The 17,608-nt window shown below is 68.7% G+C and carries 12 protein-coding genes; 5 read left to right on the top strand and 7 right to left on the bottom strand.

The window, feature by feature from the left end:
- The 4 genes from RCJ92_RS10385 to RCJ92_RS10370 all read left to right on the top strand — a co-directional run.
- Window positions 1–1,181 (top strand): APC family permease (locus RCJ92_RS10385; RefSeq protein WP_446754504.1); only part of this gene is annotated, 1,181 nt, incomplete at its 5' end.
- Window positions 1,182–1,391: 210 nt separating this feature from the next.
- Window positions 1,392–2,207, top strand: coding sequence for a nitrilase-related carbon-nitrogen hydrolase (locus RCJ92_RS10380; RefSeq protein ID WP_171021184.1), 816 nt, complete (start codon window positions 1,392–1,394; stop codon window positions 2,205–2,207).
- A 231-nt stretch (window positions 2,208–2,438) separates the two neighbouring features.
- Window positions 2,439–3,224, top strand: a complete 786-nt coding sequence (locus tag RCJ92_RS10375) for a tyrosine-protein phosphatase (protein ID WP_446754503.1) — start codon at window positions 2,439–2,441, stop codon at window positions 3,222–3,224.
- 24 nt (window positions 3,225–3,248) lie between these two features.
- Window positions 3,249–4,100, top strand: coding sequence for a Cof-type HAD-IIB family hydrolase (locus tag RCJ92_RS10370; protein ID WP_446754502.1), 852 nt, complete (start codon window positions 3,249–3,251; stop codon window positions 4,098–4,100).
- Window positions 4,101–4,193: 93 nt separating this feature from the next.
- Here RCJ92_RS10370 and RCJ92_RS10365 read toward each other — a convergent pair whose 3' ends face one another.
- From RCJ92_RS10365 to RCJ92_RS10340, 6 genes are all read right to left on the bottom strand, one after another.
- Window positions 4,194–4,616 (bottom strand): DoxX family protein, encoded by a 423-nt coding sequence (locus RCJ92_RS10365; RefSeq protein ID WP_446754501.1) that lies wholly within the window; start codon window positions 4,614–4,616, stop codon window positions 4,194–4,196.
- A 226-nt stretch (window positions 4,617–4,842) separates the two neighbouring features.
- Window positions 4,843–6,045, bottom strand: a complete 1,203-nt coding sequence (locus tag RCJ92_RS10360; RefSeq protein WP_138176055.1) for a serine hydrolase domain-containing protein — start codon at window positions 6,043–6,045, stop codon at window positions 4,843–4,845.
- A gap of 86 nt (window positions 6,046–6,131) precedes the next feature.
- Complete coding sequence (locus RCJ92_RS10355) at window positions 6,132–7,766, bottom strand: biotin carboxylase (RefSeq protein WP_249354450.1); 1,635 nt, start codon at window positions 7,764–7,766, stop codon at window positions 6,132–6,134.
- A gap of 334 nt (window positions 7,767–8,100) precedes the next feature.
- Window positions 8,101–9,588, bottom strand: coding sequence for an NAD-dependent epimerase/dehydratase family protein (locus tag RCJ92_RS10350; RefSeq protein WP_446754500.1), 1,488 nt, complete (start codon window positions 9,586–9,588; stop codon window positions 8,101–8,103).
- Between the two features lie 148 nt (window positions 9,589–9,736).
- The gene (putP, locus tag RCJ92_RS10345; RefSeq protein ID WP_138176057.1) at window positions 9,737–11,242 is read right to left on the bottom strand and encodes a sodium/proline symporter PutP; all 1,506 of its coding nucleotides are present in this window, start codon (window positions 11,240–11,242) and stop codon (window positions 9,737–9,739) included.
- A gap of 145 nt (window positions 11,243–11,387) precedes the next feature.
- Window positions 11,388–12,350 carry a LysR substrate-binding domain-containing protein gene (locus tag RCJ92_RS10340; RefSeq protein WP_446754499.1) on the bottom strand — a complete coding sequence of 321 codons (963 nt, stop codon included), beginning with the start codon at window positions 12,348–12,350 and terminating at the stop codon, window positions 11,388–11,390.
- Window positions 12,351–12,626: 276 nt separating this feature from the next.
- On the opposite strand from RCJ92_RS10340, the gene RCJ92_RS10335 reads away from it, so the two are divergent.
- Window positions 12,627–16,130: a proline dehydrogenase family protein gene (locus tag RCJ92_RS10335; protein WP_446754505.1), complete on the top strand. Its 3,504-nt coding sequence runs from the start codon at window positions 12,627–12,629 to the stop codon at window positions 16,128–16,130.
- A 150-nt stretch (window positions 16,131–16,280) separates the two neighbouring features.
- Here the strand turns inward: RCJ92_RS10335 and RCJ92_RS10330 are convergent.
- A partial coding sequence (locus RCJ92_RS10330; protein WP_446754498.1) for an HNH endonuclease signature motif containing protein occupies window positions 16,281–17,608 on the bottom strand: 1,328 nt, incomplete at its 5' end.

Here is a 17,608-nt window from a genome sequence, read left to right as displayed (position 1 = left end):
AAATGGCCGGCATGGTGCCGGTCTCCGGGTCCAGCTACTCCTACTCCTACGCCACCCTGGGCGAGGGCATCGCCTGGGTGTGCGGCTGGTGCCTGGTGCTGGAGTACGCGGTCTCGGTCGCGGCCGTCGCGGTTGGCTCAGGGCAGTACGTGAACCAGACCCTGGCGGTGTTCGGCCTGGCGCTGCCCGATGCCCTGGCCGCCGGCCCGGCCGAGGGCGGGGCCGTCAACCTGCCGGCGCTGGCCACCGTCGTGCTGGCCATGGTGCTGCTGGCCCGCGGGGCCCGCGAATCGGCGCTGGCCAACACGGTGATGGTGCTCATCAAGATCGGCATCCTGGTGTTCTTCGCCGTCGTGGCGTTCACCGCGTTCAACGCCGGGAACTTCCAGCCGCTGTTGCCGATGGGCGCCGCCGGAATGAGCGCGGCCGCCTCCATGGTCTTCTTTTCCTACATCGGGTTCGACGCCGCCTCCACCGCCGGGGAGGAAGCGGTCAACCCGCAGCGCGACCTGCCCCGGGCGATCCTGATCGCCATGTTCATCGTCACCGCCGTCTACGTGCTGGTCGCGGTCGCCGCGATCGGGGTGCGCCCCTGGCAGTGGTTCAACGGGACCGAGGCGGCGCTGGTGCAGATCGTCGCCGAACTGACCGGACAGCGCTGGGTGGTGCTGCTGTTCGCGCTGGCCGCGGTCGTGGCGATCCTCTCCGTGGTGCTCACCGTGCTCTACGGGCAGACCCGCATCCTGATGAGCATGGGCCGCGACGGGCTGGTCCCGCGGCTGTTCGCCCGGGTGTCCCCGCGCACCGGCACCCCGGTGGCCGGCACCCTGGTGGTCGGATCCGTCGTGGCGCTCACCGCCGCGCTGATCCCGCTGGGGCAACTGGCCGAGGCGACCAGCATCGGCACCCTGTTCGCGTTCGCGCTGGTGGGCGCCGCGGTGATCTACCTGCGCCGCACCCAGCCCAAGGCCGAACGCACCTTCCGGGTGCCGCTGTACCCGCTGACCCCGATCCTGGGCATCGCCGCCTGCCTGTTCCTGATGCTGAACCTGGACTGGCGCACCTGGGCGGTCTTCGGGATCTGGATGGTGATCGGCGCCGGGATCTACCTGGGATACGGCCGACGCCACTCCCGGCTGGGATTGCTGAGCGAGGAACAGTACGCCAGCCAGCAGGAGTAGCCGGCCCGACCAGGTCACCTTGCCCGGACCGGGCGCCTTGCCGGCCCGACCACTTTGCCCGGCCCTGCCCGTCGCCTCCACCTGGCGGCCGCGGCTGCTGGGAGCTGGCTCGCAGGCGCTGGCCGGGGCCCGGCCCACGGGTCTAGGCTGGTGGCAGCGGGAAAAGGCCCGCACCGGATGAACCGGCACGGGGTGGGAAGGCGGAAGGCCATGCGCCTGGCAGTACTGCAGCACGACGCGCATCCCTCGGATGTGACCAGCAACCTGCACCACCTGGAGCAGGCGGCGCAGATGGCCGCCGAACACCACGGCAACGTGCTGCTCAGCCCGGAGCTGTTCCTCACCGGCGCGGACCCGCACCTGGTCACCCGGGTGCTCTCCCCGGCCGGGCTGCGCGATGTGCACCAGGCGGTGGCGGGGATCGCCAGCTCATACAACATCGCCCTGGCCTATTCGCTGCCCGCCTACCCACCGGACGGGGCGGCCGGCCGGCCGCAAATCACCAGCTACTTCGTGGACGACGCCGGGGACCTGCTGGCCAGCTATGCGCGCGCCCACCTGCGCAGCGCCGCGGAACACGACACCTTCGACCCCGGCCAGCTGCCCCCGCAGGTTTTCGACTACCAGGGCACCGGGTTCGCGCTCTCCAGCGGCTATGACGTGCAGTTCCCCGAACATGCCCGCGCCGCGGCCCTCGCCGGGGCCGGGATCCTGCTGGTGCCGGCCGCCGCCGAGCAGGGCTCCGAGTCCCTGGCGGTGAAGCTGCTGCCCACCCGGGCCATGGAGAACGGCATCTACCTGGCCTGGGCGAACCACTGCTCGGTGCAGGGCGGGATCCCGATGGCCGGAACCAGCACCATCATCGGCGCGGACGGGCAGAACCTGCGGGTGGCGGGCAACGACCCGCAGCTGATCATGGCCGACGTGGACCCGATCCGCCAGCAGGCGATCCGCAAGCTGGATCCGTACCTCTCCCGGATCCGCCCCGAACTGTACGCCGTCGCCCCGGGAGGCTCACCGGGCTAACCGGCACCGCTCCTCCCGCCGGAACAGAAGCGCCAGGGGACAAGGAGCCAGGAGCCAGCACCCAGCAGCCGGGAAGGCATGGTGCCGCAGCCTGCCAAGGTGGCGCAGCCTCCCAAGGTGGCGGCGTCGTGGCGGCGGCGCCGGGAACGGGTCGTGGGGGAGCAGCAGCGGCCCCGGAAGCGACGCCGGACTTGGTAGCGTGGGAACTGCGGCACGAGCAGGAGGTAGCAGATGGACACTTTTGAGCAGGCCGGCCAGACAGCGCGGCCCACGCCCACCGCCACCGGGCCGGACACGTCGCAACCCCGGTTCCCGGCCAGCCTGGCCAATGTGCGCCAGGTCGGGGGCATCGCGGCCGGCTCGGCCACCGTGCGCCCCGGGGTGCTCTTCCGCAGCGCCGCACCACACCATGTGGATGAGGCGATCTCAGGGTGGGTCGCCCAGGCCGGCATCACCCGCATCTTCGATCTGCGCAGCGACTTTGAGGCCCGGCGGGTCAACGGCTTCCCGGAAACCTCCGGCGCCGCGGTGCGCACCAGGCTGCCGCTGCTGGAGGGGGCGTTCGCCCCGGGCGGTCAGCTGCCCTCGCTGGAGGAGCTCTACCTGCCCCTGGTGCTGGAACACGCCCCGGTGTGGGCGCGGATCGCCGACGAGGTCGCCGGCAACCGGCACTCCACCCTGGTGCACTGCACGGCCGGCAAGGACCGCACCGGGGTGGCGGTGGCGCTGCTGCTGTTGGCGGTCGGCGCCGAACGCGACGCCGTATTCGAGGACTACGCGGCCTCCACCGCCGCCCTGTCCGGGGCCTGGCTGGAGTCGATGCGCGAGCAGATCACCCAGGCCGGGGTTCGGGTGGATGAGAAAATGGTGGAAATGATGGTGGGGACCAGTGTCCCCGGCCTGGACAGGGCGCTGCGCCGGGTGGAGGAACGCCACGGCAGCGCCGCCGACTACCTGCTGGCCGGAGGGCTGGCACCCCAGCGTCTTGAGGCGTTGGGCGAACGGCTGCTGAGCTAGGCGGCCGGGGCGGAAAGGAGAACCTTGCGTTTCGACGCGATTGACCCCACCGCGCAGATCAAACTGGTCGCGGTGGACATGGACGGCACCTTCCTGGATCCGGAGGGGAACATCCCCCAGGCCGCCTGGGCGGTGATCGACCAGCTGCACCGGCGCGGCATCACCTTCGCCCCGGCCAGCGGCCGGCAGCACGCCCGGCTGGCCGAGCAGTTCGCCGCACTGGGCCCGGAATTGACGATCATCGCCGAGAACGGCACCGTGGTGATGCGTGGGGAGACCGAGGTCTACTCAAACGTGATCGACCCGCAGCGGGTGGAACACGTGATCCGGCGGCTGCGGGACGCCGGGCCGGAACTGGACGCGGCGGTGGTGCGCTGCGGGCGACGGGTGGGATACCTGCAGCAGCCCACCGAACGGGTGGCGCGGGCGGTCGCCCCCTATTACGCGCGCACCGAGTCGGTGCCCGATCTCCTGCAGGTCCGCGACGAGACCATCAAGCTGGCCATCCACAGCCCCGCGAATTCCGCGGCCGTGGCCAAGGTGTTGGAACCGCTCAGCCAGGAGCTGCAGGTGGTGATTTCCGGGCCGGACTGGGTGGATGTGATGAACCTGGGCGTGCACAAGGGCATCGCGGTGCGCCGGCTGCAGGAATCCCTGGGCATCGGGCCACAGCAGACGGCGGCGTTCGGGGACTACCTCAACGACCTGCAGATGCTGCAGGCCGCGACGTATTCCTTCGCGATGCACAACGCACACCCCACCATCCGGCAGGAGGCGCGGTTCACCGCCCCGCCGAACAGCGAGTACGGGGTGCTGCAGGTGCTGCAGGCCTACCTGGCAGGTGCGCCGCAGCTGCTGGGCCACCAGGTGCGCTGAACCTGCGCCGGCATCGAACCGGACGTGCGTGGGGTGCAGAACCTGTGGCCGGAGCCGGTGGTTTTAGCACCCCTGGTTACCGGGCCGGCGGTTTTAGAACCCGCGGCGTCGGCCGATGAAGCGGTCCACGCCGGCCCGCCCGGTCCCGGTCAGCGCGAAACCGGCCAGCACCACGGCCAGGAGCAGCACCAGCTCATACCCGCCGTCGGCGGCAAAGAAGCCCGCTTCCCGGTGCACCAGGAAAAACGCGGCCACCATTTCCGCCAGCAGCAGCAGCGACACGAACCGGGTCGCCAGCCCGAGCACCAGCAGCGCCCCGCCCAGGAGTTCCACGCCGATCAGCACCGGGGCGGCCAGGGTCGGATAGGGCACGGCCATGGTCTCCAGCCATTTCACGGTGGCCGGCACGCCCTCACGGTACTTCTGCCAGCCGTGGATCATGAACACCGCGCCGACCACCAGGCGCAGCGCGGTGGCGGCCAGGGTGGACAGGGCTGCCTGGGCGGATCGGGTCATCGGCCTTCCTTCGGGTGGCGGGTAGCGGCACCACCCACCCTATGCCAGGCGCCGCCGACGGCCCGGGAACGGGCACCGGTGCGCCGCTTCCCGTGCTTCGGCCAGATGCAGACCTCCCGAAGGAGCGGGGCGGGCACGCAAGACCGTGAAAGGCCGGGGCCGGCGCGCTAACCCCGGAAAGGGACCCGGGGCGGGAAAGACCAAGGCGGGCGGGGACCAGGGCCTCCTACAGCGGAGGGTTGGCCGCCAGGTGGTTCGCGATCGCGTCGAACGCCCGGATCGTGGGGAAGAGCTTGCCCGGATCCTGCGGGTAGGGCCAGCTGGAGAGCTTGACCCCCACGGTGGCGGTGTTCGGGTTCATGTAGATCATCTGCCCGTGGATCCCCAGGGCCAGGGCGACGTCGGAGCCGGGGTACGGGAACCAGATCTGGTTGCGGTACATCCCACCGGGCATCCGGTTATCGCCCGGGGAGTCCTCAAAGGCCTGCCGGGAGTCCGCCGCCCCGGTGAACGTGTCCTGGATCCAGGCCTCGTCCAGCACCTTGTTGCCGTTCAGCGCGGTCCCGCCGTTGACGTAGATCTGCCCGAAGCGGGCCAGGTCGCGCAGGGTCGCGTTGAACCCGCCGTCGAACATCCCGGTGCCCAGCTGGTCGGTGCCCATCACCAGGTCCTGCTGCGCGCCGATGCGCGACCACACCAGGTCGGACAACAGCTGCTGCATCGGCTGCCCGCCGGCGGCCTCACACACCCAGCCCAGCACGTCGGTTTCGCAGGAACGGTACTCGAACGGGCCGCCGTGCGGCGCCTTGGCCTGCAGGCTGGCCAGGTATTCGTACATGCCGTGGGCCGGGTTCTGGTTCTGCTCATCGCGCACTGCCCAGCCGATCGCCTGCTCCAGCAGGCGCACCTCGGCCTGGTGGTCCAGGTACTCCTCGGAGAATTTGATGCCCGAGCGCATGTCCAGCAGGTGGCGCACGGTGGCCCCGGCATAGCCGCTGGCCTCCAGCTGCGGGACATAGTCGGTGACCGGCCGGTCGACCTGCAGCTTGCCCTGCCCGCACAGGATCCCGGCCACGGTGCCCACCAGGGTCTTGCTCACGCTCATCAGCAGGTGGTCGGTCACCGAAGTCATCGACCCGGAGTATTCCTCAACCAGCATCTTGCCCTGGTGCATCACCAGCCAGCCGTCGGTGTTGGTGGCCTGGATGACGCTGCGCACGGTCAGCGACGGCTCGTTCTCGTTGTTTTTCAGCAGCTCGATGCGGCCCAGGTCCATCGGCACCAGGTGCAGCTTGGCGATCGGCTCACCGCCGCGGCTGACCCTGGCGGTGGGCAGGACTTCGGAGAGGTTCTGGAAGCTCCACGCCAGGTTTTCCGGGTGCTGCCAATTCTCGACCGTCACGGTCCGGTTCGGCTTGGCAGGTGTCATCGGGCGCCCATTGTCCTTTCCCCGGTGGTCAGTTGCAATCCATCGGAGGATACCACCGCCAGCCGCCGGACGCCGGGCAAGCGCGGCTATTCGGCGGCCGCCGGGGGCACCGGGATGCCCTTGTAGAGCGAACGCACCGAGGAGATGAAGTGCTTGGCGTCGATGCTCAGCCTGGTGCCCTTGCGCCCCTCGTACTGCAGTTTCGCCTTGGTGACCAGTACCCCCAGATCAGCGCCCTTCCAGCGGTAGTCCTCCGCCCCGTAGATGCGCAGGAAGAACGCCTCCTTGTGATGCTGCAGCTGGTGCCAGTCCAGCGCGGCGCGCACGTACTGCAGCTTGCCGGAGGAGTCCAGCACGTACTGCCCGGTGCGTGGGGCGTGGGTGAGGTACTCCACAATGTCATCGGTTTCCTTGATGATCATGTGGCTCCAGATATCGGCCCCGCTCAGCGCCTCCCAGCGCTCGTTGATCTCGTCGACGTCCAGCTCGAAGTCGACGTCCAGGAACTCCAGCAGGTGGAAGAGGAACAGCGGTACGTCCGCGTAGGCCCCTGCGGTCACGTTCGTGATGGCGCTGGCCCCGGAGATGCGGGGGTTCAGCTCACCCAGGTACACCTCGTCGCTGTCCGTGTCCACCAGCACGTCGACCTCGAAGAAGCCGCGGTAGCCCTTGTCCTGCAGCCCGCTGCCCACCTTGCGCACCAGCTCGATGGCCCGCGCCCGCTGGGAGGCGGTGAGCACGTCGGGGTGCATCTCGTTGCCGCACCAGCCGCCCTTGTAGGGGGTCAGCTCGTCGTAGCCGGCCAGTTCGGTCAGGAACGGGCCGACGACGGTGCCGCAGCGGGTGAGCACCGCCTCCACGGCCACCGGCACGTTGTTGATCCGCTTCATGACCTTCAGCTGCTCGCCGATCATGTTCGCCGCGTTCTTGTCCCAGTCCGCTTCCTCGGCGATGAAGAACGTGGTCTTGCCCGAGTCCCCGTAGGGGGTCTGCACCACCAGGTCGGTGCCCAGCCGGTTGCTGCGCGCCAGTTCCAGCAGATCCGCATAGTTCGTCGCATAGCCCAGCACGTTGGGCACCGAGGCGGCCCCGGCCTTGTTGCCCAGCTCCGTGGTGACGATCTTGGAGTCCAGGTGGGTGCGCAGTTCCGCCGGCGGCAGGATCAGGTCGTAGCCCAGCTCCTCGCAGATCTGCTCGGTTTCCTCATCGAAGAACACCATGGCGATCTTCGGGCGCTCGCCGCTGGCCGGGCGCCGGGAATCGATGTGCTCGCGCACCTCCGGGTTCTGCAGCAGCCAGTTGTTGATCGCCTCGCCGCTTTCGAATTCGATGTACGGCTTCTCGGTGGGGGAGAAGACCCGGGGATGGGCCCCGTCCCAGCCGTCGTAGTAGGAGATGTAGCTGAAGCGGCGCACCCAGCGGTCCAGCCCGAGCAGATTGAAGGGGGTGGCACCCACGAAGTAGATCGGGGTTTCGTTGGTCCGGAAGAAATGGCGCACCTCGCTCATGTTCTTCAGCGGCCGGGTGAACTTCACGATCCGCGCTTCGCTGTCCTCGGCAATCTCGGTGGTGTAGGCGGCGTCGGTGCCCACGTTGGCCGTGGGCACGTCCTCGCTGGGAGGGGTGGCCCGCCAGCGGGCGATATCGCTCGGTTTCGGCATCCGCTGCTTGCGGCGAATTTCAGGTGCGGCTACATCCTTGCCCATCATCAGGTCCCCCACTGTTCAGGTTCTCGTAGTCTTGGTGTGATCGAAATCTCGTGTAGACAAGAGCTTGTGTCAACAGGCGTTGAAAATCAATTTATGTCACATCCATGTGACACCGCCGACGTAATCGGGCGCGTGCCTGGATGTGAAATCATGATGAACTTCCAGCGCTATGCAATTTTCCAGGCACCGCCCCGGGCCCTGCCGGAACGAAAAATGCCCGTGCTGAACCAGTTCGAAGACCGATCCAGCACGGGCATCCAATGTGATCTGTGCCTCGTGAAGACTACCTTGCCATGTGGGCGCCTTGCCCGCCAGTACCCCAGCACCAATGTGGGGCGGACGCGCGCTACGGCAGCCGCTGCAGCATCTGGTCGAAAGTGGGCTCGTCGAACTGGAAACCCAGCTCCTCCAGCACGCTGCTGGTGACGTGGCGTCCGGTCAGCGCCATGCGCGGATTGCTGCCCAGCAGGTTCGCCCCGGCCTGCACCAGGCGGGCCGGGGCCCCGATACCGGGCATGGAGTACTTGGCGCGCAGCGCCCGCATCATCTCCTCGTTGCGCACCGGGTGCGGGGCCGCGGCATGCACGATGCCCTCCGCCGGGCGCTCGCCTTCGATGCCCAGCAGCTGGCGGACCAGCTTCAGCCAGTCCGCCAGTGCGATCCAGCTGACCCACTGGGCCCCGGCGCCCACCGGGCCGCCGAGCCCGGAACGCACCAGCAACAGCAGCCGGCGCAGCAGCGGCGCCTGCTCGCCGAAAACCAGTGGGGTGCGCAGCACGTAATTGTGCTCGGCCCGCACCGGGGCCTGGGCGAACGCCTCCTCCCAGGGGCGGGCGACCCCGGTCATCTCCGGCAGCGCGGCGCTGCCGGTGGGCAGCGCACTGGATTCGGTGAGCCGGGCCTCGCCGGCGTCGCCAAAGATCGCGGTGGTGCTGGACTGCACCCAGGTCTGCATCGGAACGCCAAGGCGGGCCACCGCATCGGCCAGGGCGCGGGTGGAATCCACGCGGGAGCTGCGCAACCGGTCAAGGGAAGCCGGGGTGTTGCGCTGGTCCACCAGCTCACCGGCCAGGTTGACCAGGCTCACCGGGTAGTTCTCGCGCAGGAACGCCGCCCGCCACGGACCCTGGTGCTTGCCGTCCCAGAGGAATTGGGCGGCCGGAAAATCCGGTTCCTGGGTGCGGGTGAGCACCACCACCGAGTTGCCGCGGCACACCAGGTCCGCGGTCAGCCTCCGGCCCAGGTAGCCGCGGCCGCCGGCGATCACCACGTGGCGGCGCACCCGGTACCGGCCCTGGTGCGGGATCAGCCGGTAGAGGCGCGCGCAGCTGATGTCGAAATCGTCGAACAGGGGATTGGCGACCGTGTGCTTGAACGCGGTGGTGCCCGGGCCGGTCAGCTCCACGGTGAAGTGCAGCCGGGCCCCGCCCTGGACCGCCTCCACCGCCCAGCGCAGCGCCAGGGAGCCGCCGGGCTGCGGCTGGGTGAATTCGACCAGGCGCTGGGCCTGGTTGCGCCGGGTGATGGACCCGGAAGGGGCGGTCTCGCGGTGCAGGGCGCCCAGCAGGCGGCCCGGGGGCAACAGGTCCACGGTGCTGCCCACCCCGCGCTGGTCGTCGTGCACCAGGAACCCGTCGAAACTCTTCATCCACTGCCCGGTCTGCTTCAGGTTGCCCACCACGGCGAAGATCGCGTCCGGGTCGGCGGAGAGGAAACGGGATTCGGTGCGCTGCCAGGAGGTCAGCGTGTGCTTCAGCGAGGCCAGGGTCATCAGTCCTTCGGGTTCGGTCCTGCCCCGTCCGGTCGGGGCACCGGGCAGGGATCGTGTCTCCATCGTAGGCACGGCGTGCGCCGCTGCACAGCATTCGCGTCCAGGTGCGTGGCCGCTGGCCGGGCCGTGGGCGCTGGGTGCTTAACGGGTTGCGCCCCGCCACGCCGGTGGGGCGTAGCGGGGCGCAGACGGCAGGCCGCGGGCGGGAGGCTTAGGCGCGGGCCTTGGCCCCGACCTCGTCCTCCATGGCGGTGAACTCGGACTCGATGGTCTCGTTCGGACGGTAGGTGGAACGCGACACCAGCCAGGCCACCAGCAGGTTGACCAGGAAGCCGGGCACGATTTCGTACATCACACCGCTCAGGGCCGCGATGTTGCCCCACACGAAGACCACGACCGCGCCGCTGACCATGCCGGCAAAGGCGCCGACGGCGGTCAGCTTGCGCCAGTAGAGGCTGAGCAGGATGATCGGGCCGAACGCGCCGCCGAACCCGGCCCAGGCGAACGCCACCAGTTCCAGGATCGAGGAATCCGGGTTCAGCGCCAGCAGTGCGGCGATGACCGCCACGGCGAGCACGCCCAGCCGGCCCAGCAGCACCAGCGACTTGGGGCTGCCCTTGCGGCCCATCAGGTTGTACAGGTCCTCCACCAGCGCCGAGGAGCACACGATCATCTGCGAGGACATGGTGGACATGATGGCCGCCAGCACCGCGGCCAGCACCAGCCCGGCGATCAGCGGGTGGAAGAAGATCTGCGAGAGCAGCAGGAACACAGTTTCGCTGTCGGCGGTGCTCAGCGGCTCGTCGGCGAAGTACGCCACGCCGATCAGCGCGGTGCAGATGGCGCCCAGCGCGGTCAGGAACATCCAGCCGATGCCGATGCGGCGGGCCACCTTGGCCTCGCCCGGGGTGCGCAGCGCCATGAAGCGCACGATGATGTGCGGCTGGCCGAAGTAGCCCAGGCCCCAGGCGGCGGTGGAGATGATGGCCACCAGCGCCAGGATCCAGCTGGTTTCGTCGAAGGAGGAGAACAGGTTGAACGCCTGCGGGTTGGCCTCGGTGATCCGGCTGCCCAGCGTGGAGATGTCCCCGCTGCGGAAGACCGCCACGATCGGCACCGCGATGAGCGCCGCGAACATCAGCACGCCCTGGGCGACGTCGGTCAGCGAGGCGCCCAGGAACCCGCCGAACAGGGTGTAGAGCAGGGTGATGGCCGCGACGAACAGCATGCCGTTCAGGTATGGCCACCCGAAGGAGGCCTGGAAGAACTTGCCGGCGGCGACCATGCCCGAGGAGACGTAGAAGGTGAAGAACACCAGGATGATCAGCGCCGAGGCGATGCGCAGCAGGTGCTTGCGGTCCTTCAGGCGCTTTTCGAAGAAGCTGGGGATGGTGATGGCGTTCTGCGCGATCTGCGTGTAGGAGCGCAGTCGCGGGGCGACGAACTTCCAGTTCAGCCACGCGCCGATGGTCAGGCCGATGGCGATCCATGCTTCGTGCAGGCCGGTGACGTAGATGGCGCCGGGCAGGCCCATCAGCAGCCAGCCGGACATGTCGGAGGCCCCCGCGGACAGCGCGGCCACCCAGGGTTTGAGCCCGCGGTCGGCGAGCATGTAATCGTCGATGTTGCTGGTGCGACGGTAGGCGAAGTAGCCGATACCGAGCATCACGCACATATAGAAGACGATCGCGATCATCTGGAATGTATGGTCGGACATGATTTCCTCATTGCTAGTGCTCCCGTGCGGGGTCATTCCCCCCATGAACGAATGGGGCGCACGGTCACCGGGTGCGGAAAACCACTATGGCATCCTTTGAGTGATTTGTCGCTCACGAAAGCCCGCGTCGTTACCATTTCGTGACCTATTCTGTGGCTGGGGTCACCACCTCGGCGTTCCGCTCCGCGGCGTGCGGGGAGGGCAGCGACTGCGCCTGGTCGTGCAGGCATTCGCGCACCGCCAGGATCGCCGGGTTGCGCTCGGAGGAATGACGCATCGCGGTGAACACGGTGCGCACCGGCGCCCCGGGCAAATCGGCGATGCGCAGCCCGCGCCGGCGCTGGGCCCACACCAGGTCCGGCAGCAGCGCCACCGCGTTGCCCGATTCCACCAGCTGCACATGCGCCTGCAGGTCAGCGGTCTCGTAGCGCACGTCGGGTTCGAACCCGGCCGTCCGGCAGGCCTGTTCGGCCCAGTGCCGGCTGGCGGCGCCCACCGGCTCCATGACCCAGGGCAGGTGGGCGGCGTCCTCGATGCGGATGACCCGATCGAACTCCGAGACCTCGGTGGGGTCGGTGGCCGGCAGCGCCAGGCGCAGCGCGTCGTGGGTGAGCGTGCGCCGGTCCAGGTTCTCAAAGTGGCGGGCCGCGTGCCCCGGGTACTGTTCGGCGACCACTAGGTCAAAGTTGCGCGCCGCGGTCTCATGCAGGGCGCGTTCGGGCTCCTGCTGGCTCATCTCCACGCGCAGGTGCGGGTGCTGCTGGCGCAGCTGGCCCAGCGCCCCGGGCAGGATCGCCAGCATCGCGGTCTGGAACACGGCCAGGCGCACCGTGCCCGAGACGGTGGACAGGGTCGCGGACAGGTCCGCCTCGGCCCGCTCCATCGAGTCCAGCAGCTGCTCGGTGTGCGCGACCAGCACCTGTGCCTGGGGCGTGAGGCTCAGGGTGCGCCCGTTGCGCTGCAGCAGCTTCACCCCGGCCTCCGCCTCCAGCAGACTCAGCTGCTGGGAGACCGATGAGGGGGAGTAGCTCAGCTCGTAGGCGACCTCCGCGATCGTGCCACGCAGGCTCAGTTCGCGCAGCAGGCGCAGACGGCGCATTTCCAACATGTTCCTCGTACCTTTCGCCCTAGAGAAGCCGGGAAAAACCGGGGTTTCGGCACCCCCAACGATACCTTGGGAAAACCGAATGGAATAGTTAAGTTTTGTTCACTTTTCCTGAACTGATTTAAGGGCCATACTCTTAGTGCACACAGCTTTTTCGCAGCAAGACGCCGCATCGGAACCCACCCGTCCCCGGCCGGTCCCAGAACGAAAGATGCGTTGGTGCTCCGGTCCAATCAGATGAAGCATTAGGAAAGGCGCAACGTGTCAGTCACTAGCCACATCCCCAAGAACATTCCCCCGGCGCAGGCCGCCGACGGCAGCGCCCTCGTCGAGCCAACCGAACTGGCCGACGAGGCCATCGAACTGGTCAAGAGCTGGCTGCAGCAGGCCTCCGAAATCCCGGCCGACGCCGCCGCCGCGCGCCTGGCCGGGGTGCTGAAGGACCCCAACGGCCTGGACTTCACCGTCGGATTCGTTGACGGGGTCATCCGCCCCGAGGACTTGAAGGTGGCCGCCGCGAACCTGAAGATGCTGGCCCCCAAGGTGCCCTCTTTCCTGCCCTGGTACATGCGCAAGGCCGTCGCCCTGGGTGGGACCATGGCCCCGATCATGCCCGGCATCGTGGTGCCGATCGCCCGGCGCGTGTTGCGCGAAATGGTCGGGCACCTGATCATCGACGCCTCCGATGCGAAGCTGGGCAAGTCGATCTCCAAGATCCGCCGGGAAGGGGTGGACCTGAACGTCAACCTGCTCGGCGAATACATCCTGGGTGAGGGCGAAGCCGCCCGCCGCATCGCCGGCACCGAGAAGCTGCTGGCCCGCGATGACGTGGACTACGTCTCGATCAAGGTCTCCTCGACCGTCGCCCCGCACAACCACTGGGCCTTCGACGAAGCGGTGGAGAACATCGTCGAGAAGCTGGTGCCGCTCTACCGCCAGGCCAACAACGCCTCGCCGAAGAAGTTCATCAACCTGGACATGGAAGAGTACAAGGACCTGGAGCTGACCATCGCGGTCTACACCAAGCTGCTCTCCCGCGAGGAATTCAAGGACCTGCGCACCGGCATCGTGCTGCAGGCCTACCTGCCCGACGCGCTGGGCGCGATGATCGGGCTGCAGGAATTTGCCGCCGCCCGCGTCGCCGAGGGCGGGGCCCCGATCAAGGTGCGCGTGGTCAAGGGCGCGAACCTGCCGATGGAAACCATGGAGGCGGACCTGCACGGCTGGCCGCTGGCCACGTGGCACAGCAAGCAGGACTCGGACACCAGCTACAAGCAGGTGCTGGAGTACGCGCTGCGCCCGGACCACATCGGCAATGTGCAGATCGGCATCGCCGGGCACAACCTGTTCGACATCGCCCTGGCCTGGCTGCTGGCCAAGGCCCGCGGGGTCACCGAGGGCATCGAATTCGAGATGCTGCTGGGCATGGCCACCGGCCAGGCCGAAGCGGTGCGCCGAGACGTGGGCAAGCTGCTGCTCTACACGCCGGTGGTGCACCCCGCGGAATTCGACGTGGCCATCGCCTACCTGATCCGCCGCCTGGAGGAAGGCGCCAGCCAGGAAAACTTCATGTCCGCGGTCTTCGAACTGGATTCCAGCCGCGAACTGTTTGAGCGCGAGAAGCAGCGCTTCCTGGCCTCGCTGCACGCCATGGGCGACACCGTCCCGGGCCCGCACCGGGTGCAGAACCGCCAGGAGGCCGACCCGGCCCTGGCCAGCGCCGTTGACGGGCTGATCAGCGGGGACCGCGACTTCTTCAACACCCCCGACTCCGACCCGGATTTGCCCGCGAACCGCGAATGGGCGCGCGGCATCCTGGAACGCATGAAGGACTCCACCGTCGGCGCCGACGCGGTGAAGGCCAACACGCTGAAGTCCTCCGCCGAACTGGATGAGGCCATCGCCATGGGCGTGGACGCCGCCGCCGACTGGCAGGCCATGGGCGCCGCCAAGCGCGCCGAGATCCTGCACCGCGCCGGCGCGCTCTTCGAGGAGCGCCGCGGGCTGATGCTGGAGGTCATGGGCTCCGAATGCGGCAAGACCCTGGACCAGGGCGACCCGGAAGTCTCCGAGGCGATCGACTTCGCCCACTACTACGCCCAGCGCGGCCTGGAGCTGGAGAACGTCGACGGGGCGAGCTACACCCCCTCGAAGCTGACCGTGGTGACCCCGCCGTGGAACTTCCCGATGGCGATCCCCGCCGGCTCGACCCTCTCCGCGCTGGCCTCCGGCTCGGCGGTCATCATCAAGCCGGCCAGCCAGGCCGCCCGCATCGGCGCCACCATGGTGCAGGCGCTGTGGGATGCCGGGGTGCCCAAGGACGTGCTGCAGCTGGTGTTCCTGGCCGAGCGCGACCTGGGCCGTGAACTGGTCAGCGACCCGCGCGTGGACCGCCTGATCCTCACCGGCGGCTACGAGACCGCCGAACTGTTCCGCTCCTTCCGCAAGGACCTGCCGCTGCTGGCCGAAACCTCCGGGAAGAACGCCATCATCGTCACCCCGCACGCCGACCTGGACCTGGCCGCGCGCGACGTCGTGCAGTCGGCCTTCGGGCACGCCGGGCAGAAGTGCTCGGCCTCCTCGCTGGTGATCCTGGTCGGTTCGGTCGCCGAATCCCGCCGCTTCAACAGCCAGCTGGTCGACGCGGTGAAGTCGCTGACCGTCGGCTACCCGTGGAACCCGGAATCCCAGATGGGCCCGGTGATCGACAAGCCCGGGGAGAAGCTGATGCGCGGGCTGACCACCCTCGGCGAGGGCGAGCGCTGGGCCTTGGAGCCCAAGGAGCTCGATGACTCGGGCAAGCTGTACTCCCCGGGCGTGCGCTACGGGGTCAAGCGCGGCAGCGAATACCACCTGACCGAGTACTTCGGTCCGATCCTCGGCGTGATGACCGCCGAAACCCTGGAAGAAGCCGTGGCCATGGTCAACGAGATCGACTACGGGCTGACCAGCGGGCTGCACTCGCTGGACGCCGATGAACTGGCCTACTGGCTGGAAAACATCCAGGCCGGCAACCTGTACGTCAACCGGGGCATCACCGGTGCGATCGTGCAGCGCCAGCCCTTCGGCGGCTGGAAGAAGTCCGCGATTGGTGCCGGCACCAAGGCCGGCGGCCCGAACTACCTGATCGGGATGGGCACCTGGAGCGACGCCCCGGTCAGCCAGAAGGCGCCGCTGTCCAGCTTCGGGCAGCGCCTGCTGCAGGCCGCCGACCTGGAAGCCGCCGACGCGAGCTGGCTGGAAGACGCCCTGGGCAGCGACCAGCACTGGTGGGCCACCGAATTCAACGTGGCCAAGGACCGCTCCGGCCTGCAGGCCGAACGCAACCTGCTGCGCTACCGTGCGCTGGATGTGACCGTGCGCTATGAGAACGAAACCAGCGGCCACGGCATCGCCGAAGCCCTGCGCGTGGTCGCCGCCGGTGTCACCGCCGGCTCGCGCGTGACGTTCTCCAGCGCCGTGGAGCTGCCGCGCCGGGTGCGTGAACTGCTGGCCGAGCACTCCGTGGTCGTGGTCATCGAGGACGCTGCGGCCTTCGCCCAGCGGGCCGCCGCCCTTGCCGGGAAGACCGGCCCGAACTCGGCCGCCCGTATCCGCCTGATCGGCGGGTCGCTGGCCGAGGTCGCCGAGGCCACCGACGGCAAGCCGGATGTGGCGATCTACTCCTCGCCGGTGACCTCCGCAGGACGCGTTGAACTGCTGCCGTTCCTGCACGAGCAGGCCGTGTCGATCACCGCCCACCGTTTCGGTACCCCGAACACCCTGAGCGACGGTGTCATCTAGTCCGCGGTGTGCGCGCTAACTGAATATCCGGTGTGACCGGCTCCGGCCACGTCAGCCGCCACGGCGCCGGGCCCAGCTTCCTGAGGGAAACTGGGCCCGGCGCCGTTGGCTTATCCAGAGCGCAGCGCCGCCGCGTCGGGCACGGGGAGGCTACGGGTTTGGGTTCCAGTAGGTGTTGCGCTGCGGCTTTTGTTCCGGATCGGTGTGCTTGGGCATGATCACGTAGGGCAGCCCGTCGATCACCACCACCTCGATCTGCCCGCTGTCCACCGCGTGGTGGTCGGAGTCGCAGAACGGCCCGATATTGGCCAGCTCCGTTTTCCCACCGAGGTACCACGGTTTGATGTGGTGGAACTGCAGTTGGGAGGGTGGCGCGGTGCACCCGGGCACCAGGCAACATCGGTCCCGGGCCAACACCGCGCGCTGCAGCGAGAGCGGAACCAGGCGTTGGGTTCGCCCGTAGTCCAGCAGTTCGCTCTTGGCGCCCAGCACGGCCGAAATGATGTTGGCCTGGCACAGCAGCCGCCTGAGTTCTCCTGGCGGAAGGTCCAGCCCGTGGGCCGTTTGCGCGTGGGCCGAGGCCAGATCGCGCAGGTCCTGCAGCTGCAGGTAGACGACCGCTTCGGGGCGGATCGTCTTGCGTTGTCCGGTGCCGGTGGGGGAACTGGTGAGCAGGTCCATGATTGCGTTCAGCGCCCGTTCCGGTGGGGTGGGTTCCAGCCCCGGAGCCGCCGGTTCCCAGCGGGCCGAGTCATCCACGTCGTCGGGCAGGAAGTCCGGACGGTCATCCGCCCCGGCGTTCGCCTGCTGTTCGCCGACCTCACGCCCGGTGCTGCGGGCCGCCTGCCCGGCATTGGTGCGCGGGTTGTTGGCCTGGGCGATCGCCGATTCAAGCCGTTCGGCCTCCAGGATGGAGACGCGCAGCAGGTATTCGCGCACCAGCGGGTTGTTCGTGGGCAGCCGGAACAGGCCGCGGCGCAGGGCAGCGGGGGAGCTGTTCTGCGGGTTTGCGGCGGCGCGGCCGATCAGCGTGCGCACCAGCTGGTCGGTTTCCCGTGGGGTGTGCCCCCGGCGCAGGACCTCGGCGGCGTGTTCCTCGATGCTGCGCCCGTCCTCGTGGGTCAGCGTCGGGGCGCTGCTGGCGCCCTCGAAACTGGTGTCCTTCGGTTCGTGGCGGGAGAGCTTGCCGCTGGTTTCCCGCACCTGCTGCGGGTCCTGGCCGGGGTCGTTGAACAGCTGGCCCAGGTGGCTGAAGCGCGGGGGCAGCTGGTTGCCCGACGGGTCGCGGCGGGCGATGAGGTCGGCGGCGTCCAGCACCATCTTGTTGGCCTGGGAGTAGGGGATGCGCAGCCAGGCGGCCAGCAGTTCGGCGGTGTTCTTGAACGATGCCCGGCCCTTGCACTGGCGGGCCGGGCGGGTCGTGTCCGCGGGGGTGGTGCGCAGCTGTTCGTATTCGGCCGGGTCCAGCAGGTGGGCGT

It is taken from the genome of Glutamicibacter sp. BSL13, from assembly GCF_052928425.1.
This window is presented reverse-complemented; position numbering and strand designations above follow the sequence as displayed.

Bases quoted from the DNA above. Each gene is read 5' to 3' on its own strand.
- RCJ92_RS10380 (WP_171021184.1), top strand. From the start codon at position 1,392: ATGCGCCTGGCAGTACTGCAGCACGACGCGCATCCCTCGGATGTGACC.
- RCJ92_RS10350 (WP_446754500.1), bottom strand. From the start codon at position 9,588: ATGGAGACACGATCCCTGCCCGGTGCCCCGACCGGACGGGGCAGGACC.
- RCJ92_RS10340 (WP_446754499.1), bottom strand. From the start codon at position 12,350: ATGTTGGAAATGCGCCGTCTGCGCCTGCTGCGCGAACTGAGCCTGCGT.
- RCJ92_RS10375 (WP_446754503.1), top strand. From the start codon at position 2,439: ATGGACACTTTTGAGCAGGCCGGCCAGACAGCGCGGCCCACGCCCACC.
- RCJ92_RS10365 (WP_446754501.1), bottom strand. From the start codon at position 4,616: ATGACCCGATCCGCCCAGGCAGCCCTGTCCACCCTGGCCGCCACCGCG.
- RCJ92_RS10360 (WP_138176055.1), bottom strand. From the start codon at position 6,045: ATGACACCTGCCAAGCCGAACCGGACCGTGACGGTCGAGAATTGGCAG.
- putP (WP_138176057.1), bottom strand. From the start codon at position 11,242: ATGTCCGACCATACATTCCAGATGATCGCGATCGTCTTCTATATGTGC.